Below are 24,858 nucleotides of genomic sequence, written 5' to 3'. Positions count from 1 at the left end.
TTCCAAGAATTATAAGTATTTGATAAAAAATATTCTCTTTAATTAGATTCGATTTAATAATATTTTGTCCTTGTGTTTTTTGAAGAAATAAACAACTGTTTATGTTGGTTAAAAATATTTTTCAAGGATTTGGATTTTTTTGTAGAAAAATTAACTTTTGTTAACAATAAATTAATAGCTCAAAAAATTAATAAAATTTTGAATTCACCTTTTATTCAGAATATTATTTCGATTATGTTTTTAATACAATTTTTTCTAAAAATGGAGATTTAAACTATTTAGGTTTTTATAGAGTAGTGGCTTTGTGTTATTCCACTTTTAGGGATATCATTGAGTCTAATTTAAACCATAATCAAACCAAATATGAGGAAAGTTTTACTTCTAGGACTCATGCTGATGTTGGGAAGTGCTGTTGCATTTGCCCAAAACCGCGTGATTACTGGTACGGTTATTTCCACTGAGGATAACCTTGGAGTGCCAGGTGCAACAGTTCTGGTAAAAGGAACAACAATCGGAACAGCCACAGATCTTGATGGCAAGTATTCTATTAGCGTTCCATCCGGAAGCAATGTTTTGGTCTTTACCTTCGTCGGCTTAAGACCACAAGAGGTAACAATTGGCAACAGAACCACAATCGATGTGTCTATGGAGCCAGATGTTCAAGCTTTGTCTGAATTCGTAATCACGTCTTACGGAGATCAGTCAAAAAGAGAAATTACTGGAGCTATTTCTTCAGTTAAAGGAGAAGTTTTCGAAAATCTACCTGTTCAATCATTTGACCGTGCGATGCAAGGTCGAATTGCTGGTGTTCAGGTAACTTCAACTTCTGGGCAGCCAGGAGGTACTTTGAACGTACGTATTAGAGGTGTTGGCTCGATCAACGCTGGTAATGATCCACTTTACATCGTGGATGGTGTACAAGTAAACAACGGCGGTCTATCTGGCCAGGGTTCTCAAAACGCACTAGCTTCTATCAACCCGAATGACATCGAGTCAATCGAAGTTCTAAAGGATGCTGCTGCTGCTGCTATTTATGGAGCTCAGGCTGCAAACGGTGTTGTTTTGATCAATACTAAAAAAGGTAAAAAAGGAAAGTCACAAGTAAAAGTATCTGTGCAAGAAGGTATTGTACAGCCTTTGAATCTTTATGATGTGATGGATGCCTCTCAGCTAGCGGGAATCAAAAGAGTAGCTTACCAAAATCGTGGTTTGGCTACTTCAGGTTCAGATGCTACTTATGGTAACCCTGAAGATCCAAATCTTCAAAGCTATGATTGGCTAGATGCGCTCTACAGACAAGGTAGATTGAGTGTTTATGATCTTTCAATTTCTGGAGGTGATGAGAAGACTACCTTCTTCCTTTCTGGCTCTTATACTAAGCAGGAAGGTCAAATCGAAATGTCTGATTACAATAGAGCAACTGGTCGTTTGAATGTAACACATAGACCAAACAAAAATCTAACTGTAGCAGCTAACCTTTCATTATCCTTCCAGAATACAAATGGATCGATCGACAGAGGTAACTTCGTAAATGGACCTTTCGTAGCTGGTTTCTCAGCTCGTCCAAACGTTCCAATTTACAATGAGGATGGATCTTTTGCTCCTTATCCTTCAAATCACTTGTTTGGTTATAACATTGTACAAGGTGTATTTGAAGAATTAAGAAGTGGAAAGACAGTACAGACTGTTTCTAACCTTCAGTTGAATTATCAAATTGCACCTTGGTTAAGCTGGACCTCTTATTTTGGTCTTGATTTCTCCGACAACGCGGATATCAACAATAGACCATCTACGATCCCAGTATTCTCATCTTATGGAGGAGCTTCTGTATTTACAGCTAGAAGAAACACAAACTTCAATACCAACCACAACTTCAATTTCAATAAGAAATTCAATGATGTACATACCGTATCCGGTATCTTAGGTTTTGAATACAAAGGTTCTCAGTCTGATTTTCAATCTGCGACAGGTAGAGGATTTCCTAATCCTACTTTGATTTATTTGGCAAATGCAGCTACACCTTTTGCTGTGAATAGCTCATTCACTGAGTACAAAAGAGCTGGTTTCTTCGGTCAAGCAAAATATGATTATGATGATCGATACACTGCTGATGTAACAGTAAGAAGAGATGGTCACTCTAGATTTGGAGAGAAAAACAGATGGGGTACTTTCTATGCAGCTTCTGCTGGATGGAGACTTTCTTCTGAAGCATTCCTTCAGGATGTTACATGGTTGGATAATTTGAGAGTTAGAGCATCTTACGGTGTAACTGGAAACTCTGATATTGCCAATTTTGCTTCAAGAACTCTTGTAGGTTCCTCAGGTCAGTATCTTGGTCAAGGTGGATTGGATTTAAGTCAATTGGGTAACGATTTATTGACTTGGGAAGAATCAGAAACTATCAACCTTGGTTTGGATGCAACCTTGTTCAATGGTAGAATCATCACTACAGTTGATTTCTGGAGAAAAAATTCAAACAATCTATTGTTCAATACGCCTCTTCCAACTGATTCAGGATTTGGATCAATTACAAGAAATACAGGTGAAGTAAGAAATCAAGGAATTGATATTGATGTACAAACTGTAAATATTGTAGCTGGAAAATTCCAGTGGAGCACTGGTTTCAACATCACCTTCTTGGAGAACGAATTAATTTCGCTTTATGATGGTTTGGATCGAATTGGTAACAGTTTGATCGTTGGAAGACCTATTTCTTTCTTCTACACTAATGAATACCTCGGTGTAAACCCTGCGAATGGTAGAGCGATGTATGATGATGGAACTGGAACAGGAAACTTTACTTATGTAACAGGTCAAAATACATTGGATTACAGAGGAAGTGCATTGCCTTCTAGCTATGGTGGTCTTTCAAACACCTTCTCTTATGGTCCATTGACACTTGAAGTGTTCTTCCAGTATCAGTTTGGTAATTTTGCAACCAATTCAGATTTATATAACCTAGCTAACTGGGGATCTGGAACTGGTAACTTGTTAGTAAATCAATTAGATTACTGGAAGCAACCAGGCGATATCACTACTGTAGGTAGACCTTACGAAGGTGGTCAAGAGCCAGGTACTTCTGCGGTCAACACCTTCTCAACTCGTTTGATGAGCGATGGAGGATATGTAAGATTGAAGCAAGTGACCCTTAACTATACATTGGGCTCGGCTGCTGCAAGCAAAATAGGTATGGCAAGCGCTTCGCTATTTGTTCAAGGATTAAACTTGGCAACGTTCACCAATTATAACGGAATTGATCCTGAGGCAAACTCAATCGGAAACACTTTCGGTGCTTATCCAAATGCTCGTCAGATTTCTGCTGGTATCAATCTTAACTTCTAATCAGAAATAGGAATGAAAAATTATATAAAAATTATAGCGCTTGGCTCCGTACTATCTCTGGCTTCTTGCTCAGATTTATTGGAAACCGAGCCAAGACAAAGCTTAACACCGCAGACAGCATTATCTGATATTAATGGGTATGAGTCTGTATTGGCTGCCGCTTATGGTGGTGCAAGAGGTTTCGGGAATTATGGACAAACTCTGATGATTGCTCCTGAAATTATGGCCGATAACCTAAGAATTATCGCAAATACAGGACGATATATTGGTCAGGAAGTAAATGCAGACAGAGCTCATATCGGACTTTGGGGTAATTATGGTTCCATCAACCGGACTAATATCGTAATCGCTGGCATTGATGAAATTGATGGTGATGCGGCTAGAAAGAATCGAATTAAGGGCGAGGCACTATTCTTAAGATCCCTATACTATTTCGATATGGCAAAAGTTTATGGATATGAGCCAGGAAAAGAAGTGAACGGTTGGAACAATTCAGTGATTATCAGAACTGAGCCAACTTTAGGCTTTTCGGATGCAGACTTCAAAGCTAGATCTACAAACAGACAAGTATATGATCTGATTGAGTCTGACTTGAATACTGCAATCGGATTGCTTCCAACTGCTGCAAAGGGTACTGCTGGTATTTACAGAGTAACCAAAGGAGCAGCTGAAGCACTTCTTGCAAGAGTGTATTTGTATGATTCTAAATTTTCTGAAGCTGCTGCAATGGCATCTCAGGCAATGGCTACTTTTGGTCTTGCTAACGATGGTACTGGTCTAGCTACTCCTGAGAATTATGTTTCAGGCTTCTCTACCTATCCTAATCCTGAATCTCTTTTTGAGGTTGAAATCAGATCCGTGGATTGGTCAACTGTAGATGGTGTGAATAACTCCATGTGTACACTTACAGCCAATGTATTCAGCAGTGCACAGTTTATTGTAACTGCATCGAATGAATTGCTTGCAACTTATGAGACTGGAGACATTCGAAGAGATACTTGGACTGAAACTACTCGTTCTGGTGCCTCAGGTACAGTTTACAGATCTAACAAGTGGTTAGGTACCAAAGGTGATTTTCTAGAGAATCTTCCGATTATTAGAGCTGCAGAGCTTTATCTAATCAGAGCAGAAGCTAGATTTAGAACCAATGACGCTGCTGGAGCGAGATCAGATTTGAATGCATTAAGAACTAACAGAGGTTTAGCTGCAGTAGATGCTGGATTGTCTGGAGATGCTCTATTCAATCAGATTATGACTGAAAGAAGACTTGAATTTGCTGTTGAAGGTCATAGATGGTTCGATTTAAAAAGAAATGGACTTACTATTACTAAGCAGGGAGATAATGAGCCTGTTCCTTATTCGGATTACAGACTTCTTGCTCCTCTTCCTCAGGATCAGATACAATTAAATGAGCTGTTGGTAGACAACCCAGGTTATAACTAAAACCGGAAAAAATAATGAAAAGCAATAAAATATATATTTTCCTAGCAATGCTTGTCGCTACGTTGACAACCACTGCTTGTTTCGATGATCAAGGTGTTGATACCTTCTTCGACGGGAATCAAGTTGAGTTTAATGCGGCAAATCTTCCAAATGGATTGACTCAATCATTTGTAAGATTGTCTCCTACTCAGACTGATGTTTTGAACGTTCAAGTCAATAGAGTATCTACATCAGGTACTGCTGCTGTTACTGTTAATATAGAGGCTGACCCTACTTCCACCGCTGTTGAAGGGGTTCACTACAGATTGGATTCTAAATCAATTACAATTGGCGCAGGTGAGTTCATTACTAATTTACCTATCACTGTATTGACAGGAAATATCGATCCTTCTGAGACACCAGATTTGGTATTGAATATTGCAAGTGCCACTGGTGCTGAAGTATCTACTAACTATGGCTCTTTGAAAGTAGCTATTCGGGTAATCTGTCCTTCTGAATTAGCTGGAACATACTCAGTATTCTGGGAGTATCTTCAGACTGGTGATGGAGCAGGTGGTCCGAGACAAACTGCAACTGATTTCGTAATAGCATCAGCTAGCACTATGTCTTTTGCTGTCGCAGGTACTGGCGCATATACAATGAGTGATATGTCATTCGGAATGTATCCTGGTATTTACAATGATGCTAGACCAACTGGAACTATCAGAGATAATTGTGATGTACTAACTGGTGCTGCATCTAATCAAGATCAGTATGATGATCCGTTTACTATTTCAGGCGTTGTAAATGCCGATAGAACAATTACCATTACTTGGTCAAATACTTGGGGAGATGGTGGAACTGTGGTTCTAACCAAAGTTTAAATTCTCTTAAATTTTATTTAAAAGAGGGCTTTTATAGCCCTCTTTTTTTTAAACTTTAATTAATTTTAGAGCGTTGGTATTTTGTATGTCGGTATATAGATAAAAATTTGATGAGATTAATATTTACAATTTGGCTATTAGGTCTAAGTTTTGGTTTTTTAAATGCGCAACAAATAGTTAACCCTCCTTCCCTTGAAAAAGAAAGGAGTACTATATCAAAGAATTTTAATACAAATTTTCCTTCTTTCATTTTGAATAAAGAGGCTATAAAGCAGAAAGCTTCTCAAATGGGGATTCCATATCTACTTGAATTGGAAAATGGTGAGATAGCAGAGCTTAACTTTTTTGATGAGTCCAATGCTCCGGTTTACTACACTATTTTTAACACCAGAGCTGCTATCACGACATCCACTAATGCCCTTCAACAAGGTGGGAGCTTGGGTTTAAATCTTACTGGCAAAGGAATGACTGTTGGAATATATGACCAGACCAGACCTAAGCCAGATCATATAGAGTTCCAAGGTCGTCTGACTCAAGTAGACGGTTCTACTGAGACGATTAGTAACCATGCTACGCACGTTTCAGGTACTATTATGGCTGGAGGAGTCAATGCGAACGCAAAAGGAATGGCAAGCGAAGCTACTGGTTGGGCTTTTAATTGGGAAAGTGACCTCTCAAAAATGAACGTAAACGCTTATGATCCGATTACGAAAACTAATGGTCATCTAGTTTCCAACCATTCTTATGGAATCGTATTGGGATGGTATCGAAATTCCAGTAATGCTTGGGTTTGGGCGGGTAATGCTTCCGTTGATCCAAATGAAGAATACCGATTTGGGTTTTATTCTAGTAAAAGCAAAGGTCTAGATGATTTAATTTTTGCGAAGCCTTATTATACAGTTGTTTGGGCAGCAGGTAATGATCGAGATGATTCAGGTGATGGATCAAGAAACCCAGATGGACCCGATGATACTATCGGACCAGAAGGAGTTGCAAAAAATGTCATTACTGTAGGGGCTATTAATAACATCAATGAATATACCGGGCCTCAGGATGTTGCGATTAGTAGTTTTTCCAGCGTCGGTCCCGTTGATGATGGAAGAATCAAACCTGATGTCGTGGGAATGGGAGTTAATGTTTTTAGTTCTGCTATTGCTGATGGTGGTGCTACTGATTCCTATGCCTCCCTCAGTGGAACGTCTATGGCTTCCCCAAATGTAACTGGGTCATTATTGTTGCTTCAGCAATTGTATGCTGAAAGAAATTCAGGTAGATATATGTGGGCTTCGACAGTAAAGGCCCTAATGATAAATACCACAAAAGAAGCTGGGAATAATCCAGGTCCGGACTATGTATATGGATGGGGGCTTCTAAGTACCAAAGGAGCAGCAGAAATTATTTTGAATGAGAATGGAAGTTCAGACGTGATTCGTGAAGAAAAACTTGAACAGGGAGCTGTTTTTGAAAATGAATTTATTTCAGATGGAGTCACTCCGATTAGAATTTCCATAGCTTGGACTGATCCCTCTGGAAACCCTGCTTCTCCTTCTGTAAATCCCCAAAATCTTATGTTGGTCAATGATTTGGATTTAAGAATTGTAGATGAACAAGGAAATACCTTTTTCCCATATTCACTGGATCCTGCTTTGAGGCTTTCAGCGAAAGCAGAAACTGATAAAGACAATTTCAGAGATAATGTTGAGCAGATTTATATCCCTAATCCAAAACCTCAGCGGTATAAAGTGAGAGTTACCCATAAGGGGGAATTGAAAAATGGAGTTCAGGATTTTTCATTTGTAATGAAAGCAGGAACTGCAGATGGCGCTGATGAGACCTTATATTGGATAGGAGCTTCAGGTGGAGATTGGAATAATCCATCTAACTGGTCAACTTCCTCCAATGGATCTGCTGCAAATAAGATTCCTTCTGCGGGAAGTAGAGTAGTATTCGAAGGGGCTAATGCGGGTTCCATTTTGGTAAACTTCCCTACTGATGCTAATGCATTTAGTGTTAATCTTTTTGGTAATCAATTAGTTACTTTCGATCTAAAAGGAAATGAAATCCTAGTTTCTAACGGGTTTAGAGTGAGTAATCAAATTACGGACATTAAGAATGGTAAAATTGTATTTACAAATTCCACTATAAATGATCAGTTAGTTGAGCTTGGAAAAGCTATTTTTGATGATGTGGAATTAGAATTCTCATCGGGGACATGGCAATTACTGGAAGCTGAAAAATTAGACCAAGTATCAGTTTCCAATGCAAACCTGAAAATTGGCTTTCCTCAATTGAACCTAAATTCTCTTTCGCTTTCTTCTTCATCAAGTCTTTCTGGAGCTCTTGAGGAAATTGAGATCGTAAGTAGCGTGACTATTTCTAGTAATTCAACCTTGAAAGAGGGGGTTGATCTTGTATTTAGTGGCCAAACCGGTCAATTTGAAAATAATTCGACTACAGACTTTTCGAATCTTAAAATAGAGTCTGGTGAATTAAATGTTTTATCTGGAGGTTTTAGGAATCTGGAGATCTTGTCTGGAAAAATGATTCAAACAGCTACCTCAATTGAAGTCGAAGATTTATTCTTAGGTGCTGGATCAGAATTGAATTTGGATCAAAGTGGATCAATCGCAATTTTGAATTCGATTTCTGTTCAGGCTACTTCCGCTTCTAAAGCTATACTGTCTGCCTCAGGAAAAGGGAAACTAATCCATGAATTGTATAAGAGATATTGCTTTGAAAATCTCAATGTCTCTAATGTAGATCATGAAGGGGCCTCGATAGTCAATCTTAGCACTAATGCATCCATTTCAAATTCAACTGGATGGTTAGCCCAGAATTGTGAAGATGTACTATTTGCTAATTTCAATTCCAGATTTAGTTGTGTAGGTGCTGCTTCAGAATTTGAGAACTTAAGTGAAGGTGCGATCTCGACTTATCTCTGGGATTTTGGTGGTAAGGGGACTTCAACTGATCAAAATCCTATTTTTGTTTTTGATCAACCTGGAGAGTACATCGTTAAACTGACTATTTCAAACTCCTTAGGGTTAACAGAATTTGATCAAAAGATAACAGTAGTAGAGAATGATCTGCAAAAGCCTAATATCGTTGCAAATGGAAATGTACTTACATCCCAACAGCCGGGTTCTTCCTATCAGTGGTATCTAAATGGGGCCAAGATTCAAGGAGCGACTAATAGATCTTTTGAAGCTACGGGAGATGGACTATATCAAGTAGCAATCTTTGACGAGAGCTGTAATCGGATTTCTGAACCTACAGTGATCTCTGCGATTCCTGATCAAGAAGCGGAATTAAGCCGATTTGGAATATTTGTAGGGCCGATTCCAACTGTAGACAAGTTGAATATTACCATTTCCAATAGCTATAGAGGAGAGATACAGCTACAGCTAATAGATTTAGCTGGTCGTGTGTATCTAGCTCAAGAGGCGAATAAGTCAGAGGAAGAATTAAATATGGAGATGACAATGACCGGTCCTGCCGGAATGTATATCCTGAAGATTAATACCAACAATTTAACTTTACACAAAAAAGTAATTAAGTACTAAAATGAAAAAAATCTTATTAGTTGCAGGGCTATTTTGTTCTCAACTTGCAGTTGCACAAATCTCAAATATGGATATGAATGGAGCTCCTGCTCGAATTACTTCATATACTGAAATCGACGGCTCTCCATATCTTTTCGACGATTGGGCTCGTGCTGATATCGGAACTACCAATGCCGGATTAAAAGAGAATGTGGCCTATAAATTTAATATTCACGATAATGAATTAGAAGTAATCAATGAGGCAGGTAATAAAATCTTTCTGAACAAAGATTATGTAGAATATGCCATTTTAGAAAGGCCTTCTATTTTATTGGCTAATGGGACTCCCGGGATGTTGACACGCTTATTGGTAAAAAAGGGATTTGATTTTGTACCTGGTGTTGGCCCTAAGGATTTTGTAAATGTAATTGCTGAAGGAAATAATTACACTCTGATTAGAAGATTCTATTCTGATCTTGTAACTCCACCTAAAAACAGTTACGCACCTACTCCCGGTAGGATGTTTGTTTTTGAGGAAACTTATTATTTAATAGATTCTGACGAAAATGTGGAATCTGTTCGAACAAGGACAAATAATTTGATCAAATCCTTAAGAGAAGAAGATCAAGAAAAAGGAAAAGCTATAGTGAAGGATAATAAACTAGATTTAGGCAGAGAAGATCATCTAGTCATTTTCTTTCAAAAGCTTAACGAAGCCTAATTATAAAGCCTGATTTCTGATCAGGCTTTTTCATGAATTGTATTTCAAAGGAGAAATTCTAAATCTATTTTCTTTTCTATAACTTTGCAGCGAATTTAAGAAAGTAATGATTTACGTTAGTAGAAAGGAACATTTCAATGCGGCACATAAGCTCTGGAATCCTAAGTGGTCTGAGGAGAAGAATATAGAGGTTTTTGGTCCTTGTGCTAATGTCAACTGGCATGGTCATAATTTTGAGTTGATTGTCACAGTTAAAGGCATTCCGGAACCGGAGACTGGTTTTGTGGTAGATCTCAAGAAACTGAGTAACGTAATCAAATCATTAGTAATTGATCGCGTGGATCATAAAAACTTGAATTTGGATGTAGATTTCATGTTTGGTAAACTAGCTAGCTGTGAGAATCTGGTGATGGAATTTTGGAAAATATTGGAGCCTGCTATCAAAGAAATCACTCCAAATGGAAAATTGTATAAATTAACACTTTACGAAACTCCAAGAAATTTTGTGGAGTATTTGGGAGAATAGTCCCTTTTGACAAAGAAAAAGTATATAAGAACTAGAGCAGGTGAATGACCTGCTCTTTTTTATTAGCTTTAAAATCCAATCTTTAGAAATAATAAGAAAGTTTTGAGTTCGAAAAATATCTACATCATATCCGGAGAGCGTTCCGGAGATCTTCACACTTCCAATCTTGTATTGGCCATGAAAGAATTAGATGAAACTCTTTCATTCAGAGGAATGGGTGGGAGTTACTCTGCTGAGGCAGGTGTTGATTTGGTTGTTGATTATTCGGAAGTAGCACTTATGGGTTTCTTAGAGGTAGTCTTGGGGTTTAGAAAAGTGCTAAAATACCTTCGGTTGATCAAAAATGATATTATCGCTTTTCGACCTCAAGCTATTATTTTGGTTGATTATGGAGGGTTTAATATGAGAATTGCAGCATTTGCAAAAGAATTAAATATTCCAGTTCATTATTATATTCCTCCAAAAGTTTGGGCTTGGAACCAAAAAAGAGCTCTTAAACTCAAAAAAAACACGGATCATATTTATTCTATTTTGCCTTTTGAACCAGCTTTTTTCGAAAGATTTGGGATGAAGGTTCATTACGTAGGAAACCCGCTTTTTGATGAAATCAAAAAGTTTAGCCCACATGATTTTTTCTTTCAAAAGAATGAATTGAGCTACCAACCGATTGTTGCTTTGCTTCCTGGAAGTAGAAAGCAAGAAATCTATGGAATGCTGGATCGAATGGTAGAGTTGGTCCCTGAGTTTCCAAATGCTCAATTTGTAATAGCAGGGGTTGATAGTTTAGGAAAGGAATTATATGCTAACGCTGAAAAGGCTGGGATTAAAGTGGTTTTTAATCAAACCTACGATCTATTATCACATTCCGTAGCCGCTGTTGTGACCTCTGGAACAGCTACTTTAGAGACAGCTTTATTCCGTGTGCCACAGATAGTCGTATATAGAACCAGTAGCCTTTCTTATCTGATTGCAAAAAATCTTATTCGTGTTCCGTTTATTTCGCTTGTGAATCTTATAGCAGATCAAGAAATAGTAAAGGAGTTAATTCAAGATGATTTTTCAGTGAAAAATCTTAGAATTGAATTATCCAAGATTCTTTCAAATACTCAGACCAAAGGGGCAATTTTTCAAGGATATGATTTGATTCAAGATCGATTGGGAACTGAAAGCGCCTCTAAAAATACTGCTAGACTGATTTGTAGTACGCTCAAAAAATAAACCCTGCCTTTTTCAAAGCAGGGTTTCGTATTTATGCCACTTGAAGTCTCTTAAACTTCGATTTATCAAACTTATTTTTTGCATATGATTCATCGATCACGAGTTCCTTAACAGAATCGTCAGAGGGAAGTTCATACATCGCATCAGTGATTATCGCCTCGCAAATCGAACGTAGCCCTCTCGCACCGAGGTTGTATTCCACTGCTTTTTCCACGATGAAATCAATCCCACTTTCCTCAAATTTAAGATCAACATCTTCCATTTTTAGAAGTTTGGTGTACTGCTTTACTAGAGCATTTTTTGGTTCGGTAAGGATTTGCTTTAGCGCACTGCTATCCAATGGATCTAAATGCGTCAAAACAGGAAGTCTTCCAATCAGTTCAGGAATTAATCCAAATGCCTTTAAATCTTGTGCAGTGACATATTGGAGTAGATTCTCCCGATCAGCTTCTATGGCTCCTGTATTTTTACTGAAGCCCATCGGCTGAGTATTCAGTCGCTTTCCAATGTGACGGGTAATTCCGTCAAAGGCACCACCGCAGATGAAAAGAATATTCTCTGTGTTAACAGCAATCATTTTTTGATCGGGATGCTTCCGTCCACCTTGTGGGGGAACGTTCACTACAGTCCCTTCCAATAGTTTCAATAAGGCTTGCTGTACGCCCTCGCCACTTACATCCCGAGTGATGGAAGGATTATCCGACTTTCTGGCAACTTTATCCAACTCATCTATGTAAACGATTCCCTTTTCTGCTGCTTCTACATTGTAGTCAGCTGCTTGAAGCAATCTCGTAAGTATACTTTCAACATCCTCTCCAACATAGCCAGCCTCAGTCAGGACTGTTGCATCAGCGATGCAAAAAGGCACTTCTAAGGTCTTAGCCAGGGTTTTAGCCAGATAAGTCTTTCCAGTACCCGTATCGCCAACCATAATAATATTTGATTTTTCAATCTTCACCTCATCCTTTTCATCCTTTTGAAAAAGACGTTTGTAGTGGTTGTAAACTGCTACGGTTAGAACTTTTTTCGCATCTTCTTGGCCAATCACATATTGATCCAAATAGGAGGTAAGTTCCTTTGGTTTTTTGAGTTTAATTTTTGGTTTTACACCAGGTTTTACGGTTTTCTCTTCCTCTCCTAAAATTAGATGAGCCTGTTCGATGCAGTGATTACAGATGTGGGCAGAAATCCCTGACACCATTAAATCAACATCTTTTTTGTTTCTGCCGCAAAACGAGCAGGTTACTTGAGCCATTATATTGGTTTTTTTACTAAAACTTCATCAATTAATCCATACTCCTTTGCTTCAGGAGCTTTTAGCCAATAATCTCTATCTGAATCTCGCTCGATTTCTTCAAAAGATTTTCCGGTATGGTCAGCTAAAATCTGATATAATTCTTGACGCATGGACAAGATCAATTTAAGTGATATTTCCATGTCTCTGGATTGTCCTTGCATTCCACCTGATGGCTGATGGATCATTACTCTAGCATGTTTTAATGCAGATCTTTTCTCCTTTGCACCGCCAGCTAGTAAAACTGCTCCCATAGAGGCCGCTATACCAGTACAGATTGTTGCTACATCAGGACCGATATATTGCATCGTGTCATAGATTCCAAGACCTGCGGTTACAGATCCTCCTGGGCTATTTACATATAGCAATACATCTTTTTTAGAATCTACAGATTCGAGGAATAAAAGCTGAGCAACAATAATGTTAGCAACGTGGTCATCAATCCCTGTTCCTAAGAAAATGATTCTGTCCATGATCAAGCGAGAGAAAACGTCGATCTCTCTAAAATTTTGAGGGCGCTCCTCAATCACTGAACGGGTCATGTTTTCAATATGCTGAGTATATTGGTCAAAAGCTGTTCCGCTGACGCCCTGATTGTGAATGGCGTATTTTCTGAATTCTTCTTTGTTGATCATCTTTCAAGTAGTTGTAGTAAGCAAAAATAAAAAAAGCCCTTAAATAAGGACTTTTTTATGTTGATTTAAGCGAATTACTTTTCTAAAAGTTCCTTAAACTCATCAATGCTTATTTCTTTTTCGCTGAGTTTGATGTTATCCTGTACAAAAGAAAGGACTTTATCATTTTGAACTGAAGTAAGCATATTCATATAGTTCTGACCTTCTTCACCTTTCAGGTAATTGTCCACAAACATGTCCATGCTGTCTTCCATTTGAGATCCCAAGCCGGAAGAAGCAAACTGCTCTCTTACCATTTGCTTGGTTTTTTCCAACACGTCCTGATGTTCAGCTTGAATCTTATTTTCAGTTGCTAGGAAATTGGAAATCAATGACCACGTCAATTGCTTTGCATAAAGAGGGAATTCTTTATCAACATCTTCCTGAGTCACTTTTCCTTTATTGGCTTCTAAAAGCCACTCTTTTAAGAAATCTTCAGGTAGATCTATTTTAGCATTTTCAGTGAGTGCTTTTTTCAACTCCTCCTCTGTAAATACTTTGGATTCCCGATCGTAATTTCCTTGAAGTGTTTCTTTTACTTTAGCGATGAATTCTTCTTCAGAAGCAACTACGCCAGGACCGAAAATCTTGTCAAAGAACTCTTGGTTCATTTCAGCTCTCTCAGTTCTGTTGATATTTTTTACAGTGAAAGTTAAAGCTCCTTCCATCTTGGAAGCTTCTTCTTCATCCAATCCAAACGCCTCTTCCCACTGTCCCTTTTTGATATCCTTGTCTTCAAATTCAATCACAGCATCTTTGCTCACTCCGGTGAATTTACCTGCAAGTTTCTTGGTGATTTTAGTCAAATCAAGTGAAAGTGATTTTGAAAAGTCAGCAGCTTCACATTTTAAATCTCCGTAGATTGAGTCAGTAGCTTCACTTACTTCAGGATTTGTACTGTTTCCATATTGAGAAACAAGGTTTTCCAAAGTTTCGTTGACCAATTTGTCGTCAACTTTGATACTGTATTTCGTTGCTTTGATCTTATCAAGCGGAAGGGAGATGTTCTCAACAAATCCTATTTTGTATTCGAAATCAAAATCTTTTTGGGTTTTCCAATCGATTTGAGATTCATTTTGCGCTACTGGAAGTGGATCACCAAGGATCTTAAAAGTTTGTTCTTTGATGTAATTATTCAGAGATTCTCCAAGTAAGGTATTGATTTCTTCTACCAAAAGAGAAGTACCATACATGTTTTTTACCATAGAGATCGGTGCTTTTCCCGGTCTGAATCCTTTGATATTGGCTTTTCGGGCATAATCCTTAAGTTTTGCCTCTACCTTAGGTTGGTAATCTGCTTCGGATAATTTAATTTTAATTGAAGCTTGATTTGCTGAATGCTTGTCTAGTGTGATTTCCAAGGCTCTAAAATTTAAAATGAAGTTTAACTAAAAACCCCCAATCACTTTTCTGTAAACAGTCTAGTGATTGAGGGTTCGGTAATCGTGCGGATAGAGGGACTCGAACCCCCATGCCTCGCGGCGCTAGATCCTAAGTCTAGTGCGTCTACCAATTTCGCCACATCCGCAGTTCATCTGAAACCATAATTGAAAAGACTTTTCTTCTCTGTTTTCAGATTGTGGATGCAAAGGTAAGTGCTAATAATTATTTTGCAAGGACCTGCCGAAAATAATTATTAAGAATTTTAAAAATTTAGCCTTTGACCCTAATTTTATATTAAATTTCTCAGGTATGATTCAAGTGGATTTAGAAGAAGAACGTAAAGAAATACTCAAAAGATACCGGAGATTGCTCAGGCAGGCGAAACCTTTTTTGAAGGAAGGGGATGCAAAACTGATCAAAAGAGCTTTCAATATTTCTATGGAGGCTCATAAGGATATGCGTAGAAAATCGGGAGAGCCCTATATCTATCATCCTTTAGAAGTAGCTCTAGTCTGTGTCGAGGAGATAGGTCTTGGAACCACATCAATAGTTGCAGCGCTTCTTCATGATGTAGTAGAAGATACAGATTGGGAGTTGGAGGATATTGAGCGAGAATTTGGGTATAAAGTCATGACCATTATTGATGGATTGACTAAGATATCCGGAGTCTTTGAATACGGAAGTTCTCAACAAGCAGAAAACTTCCGCAAAATGCTACTCACACTGTCTGATGATGTGAGAGTTATTTTGATCAAGCTGGCGGATCGGCTCAATAACATGCGTACGTTGGGAAGTATGCCTCGCCATAAGCAACTTAAAATCGCTTCGGAGACCATGTATCTTTATGCGCCTCTTGCGCATCGATTAGGTTTGTATTCGATCAAATCTGAGCTGGAAGATTTGTATTTGAAATATACAGATCCAAATACCTATAAAGAAATCGTACATAAGATAAATGAATCAAAATCTTATCGAAATAAATTCATCAAGGCTTTTATCCAGCCTTTGGAAGAGGAACTTCATCGTCAAGGATTAAACTTTGTAATCAAAGGGAGACCAAAATCAGTGTACTCTATTTTCAATAAAATGAAAAAGCAGGGGATTCCTTTCGAAGAAGTATATGATCTCTTTGCGGTTCGAATTATTCTTGAAAGCGACTTCGAAAATGAAAAAGCTGATTGTTGGCAAGTCTATTCGATCGTCACTGATTTTTATCGACCCAATCCTGATCGGTTGAGAGATTGGATCAGTACTCCTCGTTCCAATGGATATGAATCATTACATACGACTGTCATGAGTAATACCGGTCAATGGGTCGAAGTACAGATACGAACATCCCGAATGGATGAAATTGCAGAGCGTGGATATGCGGCCCATTGGAAATACAAGGAAAAAGATAGCTCAAAGGCACCAACAGGTCTGGATGATTGGATTACTCAGGTAAGAGGACTATTAGAGTCAAATGAGGGCAATGCGATCGAGTTTATGGATGATTTTAGAGGAAATCTATTCCATGAAGAAGTCTTTGTCTTTACTCCGAAAGGGGAATTGAAAGTGCTTCCTTTTGGCTCGACTGCCTTAGACTTTGCTTTTGAAATCCATACGCAGGTAGGGGCTAAATGTATTGGTGCCAAAGTGAATCAAAGGCTGGTCCCGATTTCTCACAAACTGAAAAATGGAGATCAGGTAGAAATCCTTACTTCAAACAAGCAAAAACCCACTGAGGATTGGTTAAATCAAGTGGTAACATCGCGTGCCAAAGCCAAAATAAAGGATGCTATTCGAGAAGAAAAGAAATCTTCTATTTTGGACGGAAAAGAGATTGTTCAGCGAAAATTGAAACAAATGAAGATGGAGTTCAACTCTGAAAATGTAGAAAAACTCAGAGCCTTCTTCGAACTCAAAACTGCAAATGAATTTTACTATAGAATTGGTAAAGGGGTAATTGACCCAACTTTAATCAAATCCTTTAAAGATTTTAAAGATGCCCAAAAGAGTCAAAGCAAACCCTCTCAGGACAAAGTAAGAGACGAATCTTCTTTTACAAGGGAAATAAAAAGCCTAAAAGGTCCAGACCACGATCAATTACTGATTGGTGAGGATATGGATGTAGTGGATTATATTTTGGCTAAATGTTGCAACCCTATCCCAGGAGATGAGGTTTTTGGATTTGTGACTGTAAATGAAGGGATCAAAATTCATCGAACATCTTGTCCAAATGCCTTAGAATTGCTTTCAAATCATGGTAATCGGGTAATCAAAGCAAGGTGGACCAGTCAAAAAGAAATAGCATTCCTTGCTGGCTTACGGATTGTAGGTACAGATAGGGTAGGCTTGATTAACGACGTCACTAAAGTGATTTCCAGTGAATTGAAAGTAAACATGCGTTCAATCACTGTTGATTCAGACGCTGGAATCTTTGAAGGAACTATCAAATTATACGTTAATAGTACAACCCACCTAGATAAGCTCATTTCAAATCTTTCCGAAGTAGAAGGTATCCTTAAGGTTTTCAGGTTTGATTACTAGAGTTGAATCATTTATAAGTTAGTAGAGTTATATTTGGAAAAAATCGCTGAAAATGCCATTAAATATCACCCATTTTGAAGAGGTCAAGAAGATTTTTACAGCTTACCTTGAAACCCAGAAACTTAGAAAAACCCCTGAACGCTACGCGATATTAGAAGAAATCTATACCCGTAGCGGTCACTTTGATGTAGAATCACTTTACATCAGTATGAAAAACAAGAACTATAGTGTCAGCCGAGCTACTGTGTATAATACCTTAGATCTTTTAGTGGAGTGTGACTTGGTTACCAAGCATCAATTTGGGAAAAACTTGGCACAATTTGAAAAATCGTATGGCTACAAGCAACATGATCATTTGATCTGCGTCACTTGCAATGAGGTTTTAGAATTTTGCGATCCACGCATCCAAAACATCCAAAATACCGTAGGAGAGATTTTAAACTTCAAAGTGCTGCACCATTCACTCATACTGTATGGGAACTGCAACAATGAATCTTGTGAAAATAAAAAAGCGAAAGCATTATGAAATCGAGCATGAATCAAAAGTCACACACCATATTGATTATCAACCATGCGAGATTCCTCCCGATAGCTATCGGGAGGACCTATAAAAATCAAATTACATACAGATGAAACTGACCTACAATTCAAGCAAGGATGAACTTGCCCACTATCTTTTCATTCAAGGTGATTTGATTGGAGATGAAGTTGGGCCAAAATTGGTAGAAATCGTTTCTGATGCGATACTAGATGGTGCAAAAACTTTTGTGATTGATCTAAGCGAAGTGAGATACATTAGCTCCAGTGGAATAGGTCTTTTGATTACCATGCTTACTAAAATGAGAAATGTTGGAGGTGAAGTTTATCTCACTGCACCCTCGGAGCATGTGAAGAAATTATTGATAATTACTAAGTTGAATAATATTTTCACCGTCTTTGATTCGGTAGATGATTTTAAAAAACAAGCTTAGCTTAATTGGATTTCTTTTAATCCTTTTATCCTGTTCAGAAAGACCATCTTTCGAGCAGGATATTTTTTTGGAAATATCTGATCGAAAAAAATTCCATATCGATGAGAGTGGGTTAATTCCAGATTTTTTTAGGTCAGTTTCACTTGACTCCTCACAAAGTAAAGGTGTCATCTTCAATGACGTTGTCCACTCGCTCGATAGTATTTTTATCTCTCAGGATTCGGCATGGATTAAAGAGGGGGATTTTATCCCCATGGAAGGCCCTGATGGTGTAGGGACAATTTTCTCGTTTTTTACCGCGGAGAATTATGTGATTTTCATGAATGCTCAACAGTTTTTCAGGAAAGAGAAAAGTACAGGTACCGTCCAAAGTAAGTTTATGCATGAATACGGAGTGTTTGGAAATCTAAAATATCCCGGTATTTCTGTTAACAGCACTTCTTTTTCTCCAGAATTTAATGCCTACGACAAGAATACTGATACAGGGTATTTGATTTATGTCGAGGACAACCGAATTTCGGTGATGGGCTATAAACCCGGCTTGGATTCGATGTTTATTCTACCTATCAATTTAGATTCAGCTAATTTTTTTAATCTAAGGTTTAAAGTTAGAACAGGGGGCTTGACCCTTTTGGGAGATGATCAGCCGCAGTTGAGTATAGTTGATAGGAAACTGATGGTTAGTTATCCTTCGTTTAGTGATTTTTTAGTTTATGATTTAGAGTCTGGAAATCATCAAATTTTTACTTCCAATTCCGATTTTTTCCCATTAAAAAGAAATCCCCCCAAACATTTTGGAAATGAGTCAGTGGATGTAGATTCCTTTGAGTTGCTGAAATTGTGGAATAAAGAAGTTCGCTTTGGACCGATTTCCTATCTCAAGGATCATAATAAATTTATCAGGTTTGTGAAGGGCGAATATGCTGGTGAAGAACAAGCCAATGCTCCTATATTTTTAGAAGTTTTCAGTGATTCATTTGAGAAGCTAAAAGAATTTGACCTGTCGTCGTTAAATTCAGATTTACGTCCCCAATATCTGAATACTCCATATGGACTGATGCTCCGGGCGAAAACCCAACCTGAGGAGGACGTCATGTATTATTATTACTTAAATCTCCACCATTCGAAATAATTACAATCTTTCTCTTGGTTTTCTATGGGCTTATCGCAAATTTCACGCTTCAAAAAGACTAGTGTAACCGAATAGACCGAACATCAAATGAAGATGGATGTACTTCTGGGTCTCCAGTGGGGAGATGAAGGAAAAGGAAAAATAGTAGATGTTTTAGCTCCAAAATATGAGATCGTAGCCCGATTTCAGGGAGGCCCGAATGCTGGGCATACCCTTGAATTTGATGGAATTAAGCATGTTTTGCATCAAATTCCTTCTGGGATTTTTCGCTCTCAAATTTTAAATATTATTGGTAATGGAGTAGTCCTTGATCCCATCATTCTCAAAAAAGAGATTGATGGTTTAGGTAAGTTTTCCATTGACTACATGAAAAACTTGGTGATCTCTAAGAAAGCTACCATAATCATTCCTACTCATAAATTACTAGATGCTGCTCTTGAAACTTCCAAAGGAGACAAGAAAATCGGTTCTACACTGAAAGGAATCGGTCCTACTTATCAGGATAAAATCGGAAGATCGGCGCTTCGAGTTGGGGATATCCTAAGTCCGGACTTTAAAGAAAAATATCAAGCACTGGTAGAGAAGCATAAAACCATCCTTTCATTTTACAATCATCCACTCGACGTATTGGCTGAAATGGAAGAGCAGTTCTTCGCAGCGGTTGAGTTTTTCAAGACTTTGAATTTGATTGATAGTGAATATGTGGTAAATGATGCTTTGGCAGCTAATAAGAGAATTTTAGCGGAAGGAGCACAAGGGTCATTGTTGGATATTGACTTTGGATCCTATCCATTTGTCACGAGTAGTACGACAATGACTGCAGGAGCTTGTACTGGTTTGGGTGTAGCCCCTTCTAAAATCGGAGAGGTTTTTGGGATTTTCAAAGCTTATTGTACTCGAGTAGGAAGTGGACCTTTTCCAACTGAGCTTTTTGATGAGACAGGGGAAGCGATGCGAAAGGAAGGAAATGAATTTGGAAGTACGACAGGTCGTCCTAGAAGATGCGGATGGTTGGATCTTCCGGCTTTGAGATATTCAATAATGATCAATGGAGTAACTCAACTTTTCATGATGAAAGGTGATGTGTTGAATATCTTTGAGGAGATCAAAATATGTACACATTATGAGCTGCCGACTGGAGAGCGAATAGATCGTTTAAGTTTTGAGATTTCGGATTTAGATGTAAAGCCTGTCTATAAGACAATGAAAGGCTGGAACACTTCACTCAAAGGAATTAGAGACTACGAAAATTTTCCGATCGAACTGAAAGATTATGTTTCATTCTTAGAAGAGGAACTTAATGTCCCGATAAAGCTTGTTTCGATCGGCCCGGATCGAGAACAGACCATCTTGAGATAAAAAATAACAAAGCCTTTCATCTAAAAATGAAAGGCTTTTTTGTGTTCTTAAGTTTCTAAGTATATTTTTGATTATCTCGATACTCAACTGATTAAGTTATGCGGTCTATATCGCTTTTTTGTGTTCTGTTTCTTTTCCTGTTTCAAAATTCTTTTGGGCAGGTTGGTTTTCCATATTGTGAGCCATTTGATGGATCGACAGTTCAGGAGGCGACTGTATTTGGTGGGAACGCTCGCTTAATAGATGGGGTCCTTCGATTGACAGAAAACCAAACTAACCAACGCGGATATGTCTACATTGATATTCCTTTTCCTTCAGCTTTTGGGATCAAAACCTCTTTTGAATATTTTAGTTATGGTGGAGATGTGTTGAGTAGAGCTGATGGGATCTCCTTCTTTCTTTTTGATGCCGATGTGCCGGTATTCAATCCAGGTGGATTTGGAGGCTCACTTGGTTATGCCCAGAGAGGAAATGATCCAGGCTTATCGAGGGGTTATATTGGAATCGGCTTTGATGAATTTGGGAATTTTGGAAATACAGCAGAAAATAAAGTAGGTGGATTTGCAGGTGCAGGGACAGATTTGGTCCCTGATGCAATAGTAATACGTGGGCCGGGAAATGGAACTTCAGGGTATGCTTTTTTAGTTGGCAGGAAGACCATGACAACAGGGAATGATGGGCTTAATCCTGGAGGTCAATTTCCAATAAGTTCTGGAGGGACAGGGACACAACGAGTAACCGATCCAAATCAGCCAGGATATCGAAAAGTATTTTTGGATCTTCAACCCAAAGCGGACGGCACTGGTTACTTTATAACTTTGAGGATGATGGTGACTACTGCACAAGGTCAACCAAGAATGGTGACCATATTTGATCGACCATATGATTTTCCTGCTCCCAAAAATCTAAAAATAGGGTTTGCAGCTTCTACCGGAGGCTTCACCAATTTTCATGAAATAAAAAATTTAATTGTAGAGGTTTCAAATGATGAAGCTTTACAAGAGCCGAAAGGGGTAGACTTTGATGAAATTGCCTCCTGTGAAGGACAGGAAAATACCTATTTTATCACGGATGAGGAAGTGGTTTTGCCAAATGAAAATAGCGTAATCCGTTGTCTACAGTTTTATGCTTCTTTGGAGGATATCGAAGAAGAGTCAGAGGACATCTGTTCGCAAGCCAAATGCAGAGAAGAAAATAGAGTTCTGGAACTTCCTCAGGGTACTTTTCGGGCAGGGGATGTAGGAGGGGATTTTACTTTTTTTCCTAATCCTGGATTTGCTGATCAGCAGGTAACTGTTTTTTATACGCTGACAGATTCCTATGGAAAAAGCTCCTCGGGCAATTCCATGACATTGACAATTCAAGAATCTCCGGAGCCGATAAGTCTTCGAGTTACTGGAGATAGTGAAAGTCCAGAAGGAGAATTAAGACTTTGCCCGGGAGAAGACGTGTCTTTGACTGGATTTGGGGAGGAAGCTTATTTCCGCTTCGAATGGTATCGGAACGGTGAATTATTGGAAGGAGAAGTACAAAGCTCTTATTTAGTTTCCGATTCTGGGGAATACCAGGTCGTGGGATACAACCGAAAGAATTGTCCAGCCAAATCCAATACTATCAAAGTTGATTACCCAGAAGTACCTCCAATTATAATCACTAACCCGACTGTAGGCTGTACTCCCGGTCAATCGGTAGATGTCACTACCTCTATTTCAGATTTTGACTTGACTTCTTTTGATTATCTTTTAAAAGGGCAAGGTTTGGAATTCGAAAATGAGGCATTAAAAAATGTGAGTGAATACGGGGTTTTTGAGCTTTTTGTGAAATTCAAAGATTTGGAATGCTACAAGGATCCATCGCGGTTGGAAGTAATAATTCTTGACCAACCACTTGAAGCAAATTTTGATTTTGTGGTCGAAGGAACGGATATCAAAGGGGATGAACAGGGAGGGATTTTTCCAGACGATCCCATCCAGTTCACAGATCTTTCGGACTCCAGGGCAGTCAAATGGGAATGGGATTTTGGAGATGGGGCTTCTTCAAATGAAAAGAATCCTATTCATGTTTTTGGAAAGAAGGGAGCTTTCGAAGTCTTATTGACTATTTTTGATCAATATGGATGTAGCCAAACAGTAACCAAAATAGTCGCTATTACTAAAAGTTACCGAGTTATGTTTCCAACTGGTTTTACGCCATTGGACGGGCTGAATAAAACCTTTGTTCCAAAATATAAAGGGATCGCAGAACTTGAGTTTATGATTTTCAATAATTGGGGTGAGCTGATTTTCCGTACAGATGATCTTATGACAGAGGGTTGGGATGGGAATTTGAATGGGGAATTACTTGATGCAGGGTTTTACTTTTTCAAGTTTAATGCTACTGCCATAGATGGGGAGAAAGTGATGGAGGCAGGAAAATTTAAACTGATAAGGTGATGCTTAGAATAGTTTTTTTGATTGTGTTTTCTTTTATAGTAACATTATCGTTAGGTCAAGATGTCCAGTATTCGCAGTTTTATGCAAATCCCCTTTATTTAAACCCAGCTTTTTCAGGCGCAACGGGACTTACGCGAGTCGGTGCTAATTTTCGAACGCAATGGCCCGCATTAGATCAAAGTTTTATTGCTTATTCGGCTTACTTGGATCACTTTTCTGAAAAGTATAATTCGGGAATTGGTATTTTGATCAGTGGTGCGAAAGAGTCATTTACCCAAAGTCAGAATTATGAGTTAGGATTGGTTTATAGCTATAAATTGAGGTTGGGGGAAACAAGTTATCTGCATGCGGGTACCCAAGCTAGTTTTGTTTCTAGGAACGCCTTGTTTGATGATGTGATTCTGGGTACTCAACTAGATATTAATCGAGGTACCATTATTGGCGAACCAGGAGAGGGTTTTGAGGGAGAAGCCAGTCAATCAGCCTTTGATCTTGGTTCAGGTTTGTTATTCTACAATGAGAAAATTTGGCTTGGTATTTCAGCATTTCATTTGCTGACTCCACAAATCAGCTACCTTATAGTGGAGGGGAATCAACTTCCAATAAAATACTCAGCACATGGTGGAATAAGATTTGATCTTGCTCCTGGCGATATAAATGATTTTTTCAATAATACGAATCAAGAGCGGTCAATAGCTTTTGCTTTCAATTATAAATCACAGGGGCAGTTTTCTCAATTAGATTTTGGAGCAGAATTATTTTTCGAGCCATTAGTCCTCGGATTTTGGTATCGCGGGTTGCCTACCAAATATTCCCTTCCAAATAATGAGTCGATTATTGGGTTGCTTGGAATAAGTTTGGAGTCTGGAGTGGAGATTGGCTACAGTTATGATTTTACCGTTTCCAAATTTGGACAGCGAAGTACGGGAGGAGCACATGAGGTGTCTTTTAGGTATGTATTCTCTTCAAAAGACCCTCGGAAAAAGTACTATGCACCGCTTCCAAGCTTTAGATATTGAGGGATAATAGTATAAATCAAAATATAATTTTTTAAAAACCGATTATTATAAAACAATTCATTTTTTAATCTAAAATTTCAGTGCAGTATTTACTGATTATTTGGTTGTAAATTTTTCTCCTTACTGATCAATAGGTTAGCAACTTTTGTTCGAAAAGTTTAAACTTCCCCTTGTCAGAAGAAATAAAAGGGAGATATTTGCACTCCCAAACGACGCGAACGGTGTCTGGGAAATAAGGAAAAGGAAGGAGTAGATCGGGTTATAGATCGATACTGAAAAAAGAAACTGAGATTATTTTAAAATTCTTTTGCTCTTTAAAAAACTTCAGTTACCTTTGCAACCCTGTTCGGAAGGAACAGAAAAGCAGAAAGATTAAAAACACGGAAATCGGGCTAGATAAGCAGATTTTT

Annotated in this window: 17 protein-coding genes and 1 tRNA gene; 14 read left to right on the top strand and 4 right to left on the bottom strand. The window is 38.3% G+C overall.

Going from position 1 to position 24,858, the window contains the following annotated elements; all coding sequences use genetic code 11:
* The first annotated feature begins 363 nt into the window (after positions 1 to 363).
* The 7 genes from P8O16_RS09095 (at position 364) to lpxB (ending at position 11,655) form a co-directional block, all read left to right on the top strand.
* Positions 364 to 3,342: a TonB-dependent receptor gene (locus tag P8O16_RS09095; RefSeq protein ID WP_300313572.1), complete on the top strand. Its 2,979-nt coding sequence runs from the start codon at positions 364 to 366 to the stop codon at positions 3,340 to 3,342.
* A 12-nt stretch (positions 3,343 to 3,354) separates the two neighbouring features.
* Complete coding sequence (locus tag P8O16_RS09090; protein WP_300313569.1) at positions 3,355 to 4,785, top strand: RagB/SusD family nutrient uptake outer membrane protein; 1,431 nt, start codon at positions 3,355 to 3,357, stop codon at positions 4,783 to 4,785.
* A 14-nt stretch (positions 4,786 to 4,799) separates the two neighbouring features.
* Positions 4,800 to 5,648, top strand: a complete 849-nt coding sequence (locus P8O16_RS09085; RefSeq protein ID WP_300313566.1) for a hypothetical protein — start codon at positions 4,800 to 4,802, stop codon at positions 5,646 to 5,648.
* 251 nt (positions 5,649 to 5,899) lie between these two features.
* Positions 5,900 to 9,211, top strand: a complete 3,312-nt coding sequence (locus P8O16_RS09080) for a S8 family serine peptidase (RefSeq protein ID WP_300313563.1) — start codon at positions 5,900 to 5,902, stop codon at positions 9,209 to 9,211.
* Position 9,212: 1 nt separating this feature from the next.
* The gene (locus tag P8O16_RS09075; protein WP_300313562.1) at positions 9,213 to 9,911 is read left to right on the top strand and encodes a hypothetical protein; all 699 of its coding nucleotides are present in this window, start codon (positions 9,213 to 9,215) and stop codon (positions 9,909 to 9,911) included.
* Between the two features lie 106 nt (positions 9,912 to 10,017).
* Positions 10,018 to 10,437 (top strand): 6-carboxytetrahydropterin synthase, encoded by a 420-nt coding sequence (locus P8O16_RS09070; RefSeq protein ID WP_300313559.1) that lies wholly within the window; start codon positions 10,018 to 10,020, stop codon positions 10,435 to 10,437.
* Positions 10,438 to 10,539: 102 nt separating this feature from the next.
* The gene (gene lpxB, locus P8O16_RS09065) at positions 10,540 to 11,655 is read left to right on the top strand and encodes a lipid-A-disaccharide synthase (protein WP_300313556.1); all 1,116 of its coding nucleotides are present in this window, start codon (positions 10,540 to 10,542) and stop codon (positions 11,653 to 11,655) included.
* Positions 11,656 to 11,686: 31 nt separating this feature from the next.
* Here lpxB and clpX read toward each other — a convergent pair whose 3' ends face one another.
* The 4 genes from clpX to P8O16_RS09045 form a co-directional block, all read right to left on the bottom strand.
* Entirely contained in the window at positions 11,687 to 12,910 is a 1,224-nt protein-coding gene (gene clpX / locus P8O16_RS09060) for an ATP-dependent Clp protease ATP-binding subunit ClpX (protein WP_300313553.1), read from the bottom strand.
* Positions 12,910 to 13,584 carry a ClpP family protease gene (locus P8O16_RS09055; RefSeq protein ID WP_300313550.1) on the bottom strand — a complete coding sequence of 225 codons (675 nt, stop codon included), beginning with the start codon at positions 13,582 to 13,584 and terminating at the stop codon, positions 12,910 to 12,912. The genes clpX and P8O16_RS09055 overlap by 1 nt, the downstream gene beginning before the upstream one ends.
* Positions 13,585 to 13,658: 74 nt before the next feature.
* On the bottom strand, positions 13,659 to 14,984 hold the full coding sequence (locus tag P8O16_RS09050; RefSeq protein ID WP_300313547.1) for a trigger factor: 1,326 nt from the start codon (positions 14,982 to 14,984) through the stop codon (positions 13,659 to 13,661).
* An 85-nt stretch (positions 14,985 to 15,069) separates the two neighbouring features.
* Positions 15,070 to 15,151 (bottom strand) — tRNA-Leu (locus P8O16_RS09045).
* Between the two features lie 164 nt (positions 15,152 to 15,315).
* Here P8O16_RS09045 and P8O16_RS09040 point away from each other — a divergent pair.
* The 7 genes from P8O16_RS09040 to P8O16_RS09010 all read left to right on the top strand — a co-directional run bounded on the left by P8O16_RS09040 (position 15,316) and on the right by P8O16_RS09010 (position 24,448).
* Positions 15,316 to 17,535 (top strand): bifunctional (p)ppGpp synthetase/guanosine-3',5'-bis(diphosphate) 3'-pyrophosphohydrolase, encoded by a 2,220-nt coding sequence (locus tag P8O16_RS09040; protein WP_300313545.1) that lies wholly within the window; start codon positions 15,316 to 15,318, stop codon positions 17,533 to 17,535.
* Between the two features lie 52 nt (positions 17,536 to 17,587).
* Positions 17,588 to 18,061: a Fur family transcriptional regulator gene (locus P8O16_RS09035; protein ID WP_300313542.1), complete on the top strand. Its 474-nt coding sequence runs from the start codon at positions 17,588 to 17,590 to the stop codon at positions 18,059 to 18,061.
* A gap of 103 nt (positions 18,062 to 18,164) precedes the next feature.
* Positions 18,165 to 18,506: an STAS domain-containing protein gene (locus tag P8O16_RS09030; protein WP_300313540.1), complete on the top strand. Its 342-nt coding sequence runs from the start codon at positions 18,165 to 18,167 to the stop codon at positions 18,504 to 18,506.
* Positions 18,484 to 19,638, top strand: a complete 1,155-nt coding sequence (locus P8O16_RS09025) for a DUF4221 family protein (protein ID WP_300313537.1) — start codon at positions 18,484 to 18,486, stop codon at positions 19,636 to 19,638. The genes P8O16_RS09030 and P8O16_RS09025 overlap by 23 nt, the downstream gene beginning before the upstream one ends.
* Before the next feature lie 87 nt (positions 19,639 to 19,725).
* Complete coding sequence (locus P8O16_RS09020; protein WP_300313534.1) at positions 19,726 to 20,997, top strand: adenylosuccinate synthase; 1,272 nt, start codon at positions 19,726 to 19,728, stop codon at positions 20,995 to 20,997.
* Positions 20,998 to 21,095: 98 nt separating this feature from the next.
* Positions 21,096 to 23,429 (top strand): PKD domain-containing protein, encoded by a 2,334-nt coding sequence (locus tag P8O16_RS09015; protein ID WP_300313532.1) that lies wholly within the window; start codon positions 21,096 to 21,098, stop codon positions 23,427 to 23,429.
* Positions 23,429 to 24,448: a type IX secretion system membrane protein PorP/SprF gene (locus P8O16_RS09010; RefSeq protein ID WP_300313529.1), complete on the top strand. Its 1,020-nt coding sequence runs from the start codon at positions 23,429 to 23,431 to the stop codon at positions 24,446 to 24,448. Before P8O16_RS09015 ends, P8O16_RS09010 begins: the two co-directional genes overlap by 1 nt.
* The last annotated feature ends 410 nt before the right edge of the window (positions 24,449 to 24,858 follow it).

The organism is Algoriphagus sp., assembly GCF_029254265.1.
GTDB lineage: Bacteria > Bacteroidota > Bacteroidia > Cytophagales > Cyclobacteriaceae > Algoriphagus.
The sequence above is the reverse complement of the archived record's forward strand: the minus strand, read 5'-3'. Positions and strand labels throughout refer to the sequence as shown.

Coding starts and splice junctions, on each gene's coding strand:
- P8O16_RS09095 (WP_300313572.1), top strand. CDS start 364: ATGAGGAAAGTTTTACTTCTAGGACTCATGCTGATGTTGGGAAGTGCT.
- P8O16_RS09090 (WP_300313569.1), top strand. CDS start 3,355: ATGAAAAATTATATAAAAATTATAGCGCTTGGCTCCGTACTATCTCTG.
- P8O16_RS09085 (WP_300313566.1), top strand. CDS start 4,800: ATGAAAAGCAATAAAATATATATTTTCCTAGCAATGCTTGTCGCTACG.
- P8O16_RS09075 (WP_300313562.1), top strand. CDS start 9,213: ATGAAAAAAATCTTATTAGTTGCAGGGCTATTTTGTTCTCAACTTGCA.
- P8O16_RS09070 (WP_300313559.1), top strand. CDS start 10,018: ATGATTTACGTTAGTAGAAAGGAACATTTCAATGCGGCACATAAGCTC.
- clpX (WP_300313553.1), bottom strand. CDS start 12,910: ATGGCTCAAGTAACCTGCTCGTTTTGCGGCAGAAACAAAAAAGATGTT.
- P8O16_RS09055 (WP_300313550.1), bottom strand. CDS start 13,584: ATGATCAACAAAGAAGAATTCAGAAAATACGCCATTCACAATCAGGGC.
- P8O16_RS09040 (WP_300313545.1), top strand. CDS start 15,316: ATGATTCAAGTGGATTTAGAAGAAGAACGTAAAGAAATACTCAAAAGA.
- P8O16_RS09035 (WP_300313542.1), top strand. CDS start 17,588: ATGCCATTAAATATCACCCATTTTGAAGAGGTCAAGAAGATTTTTACA.
- P8O16_RS09030 (WP_300313540.1), top strand. CDS start 18,165: ATGAAACTGACCTACAATTCAAGCAAGGATGAACTTGCCCACTATCTT.
- P8O16_RS09025 (WP_300313537.1), top strand. CDS start 18,484: ATGATTTTAAAAAACAAGCTTAGCTTAATTGGATTTCTTTTAATCCTT.
- P8O16_RS09020 (WP_300313534.1), top strand. CDS start 19,726: ATGAAGATGGATGTACTTCTGGGTCTCCAGTGGGGAGATGAAGGAAAA.
- P8O16_RS09015 (WP_300313532.1), top strand. CDS start 21,096: ATGCGGTCTATATCGCTTTTTTGTGTTCTGTTTCTTTTCCTGTTTCAA.
- P8O16_RS09010 (WP_300313529.1), top strand. CDS start 23,429: ATGCTTAGAATAGTTTTTTTGATTGTGTTTTCTTTTATAGTAACATTA.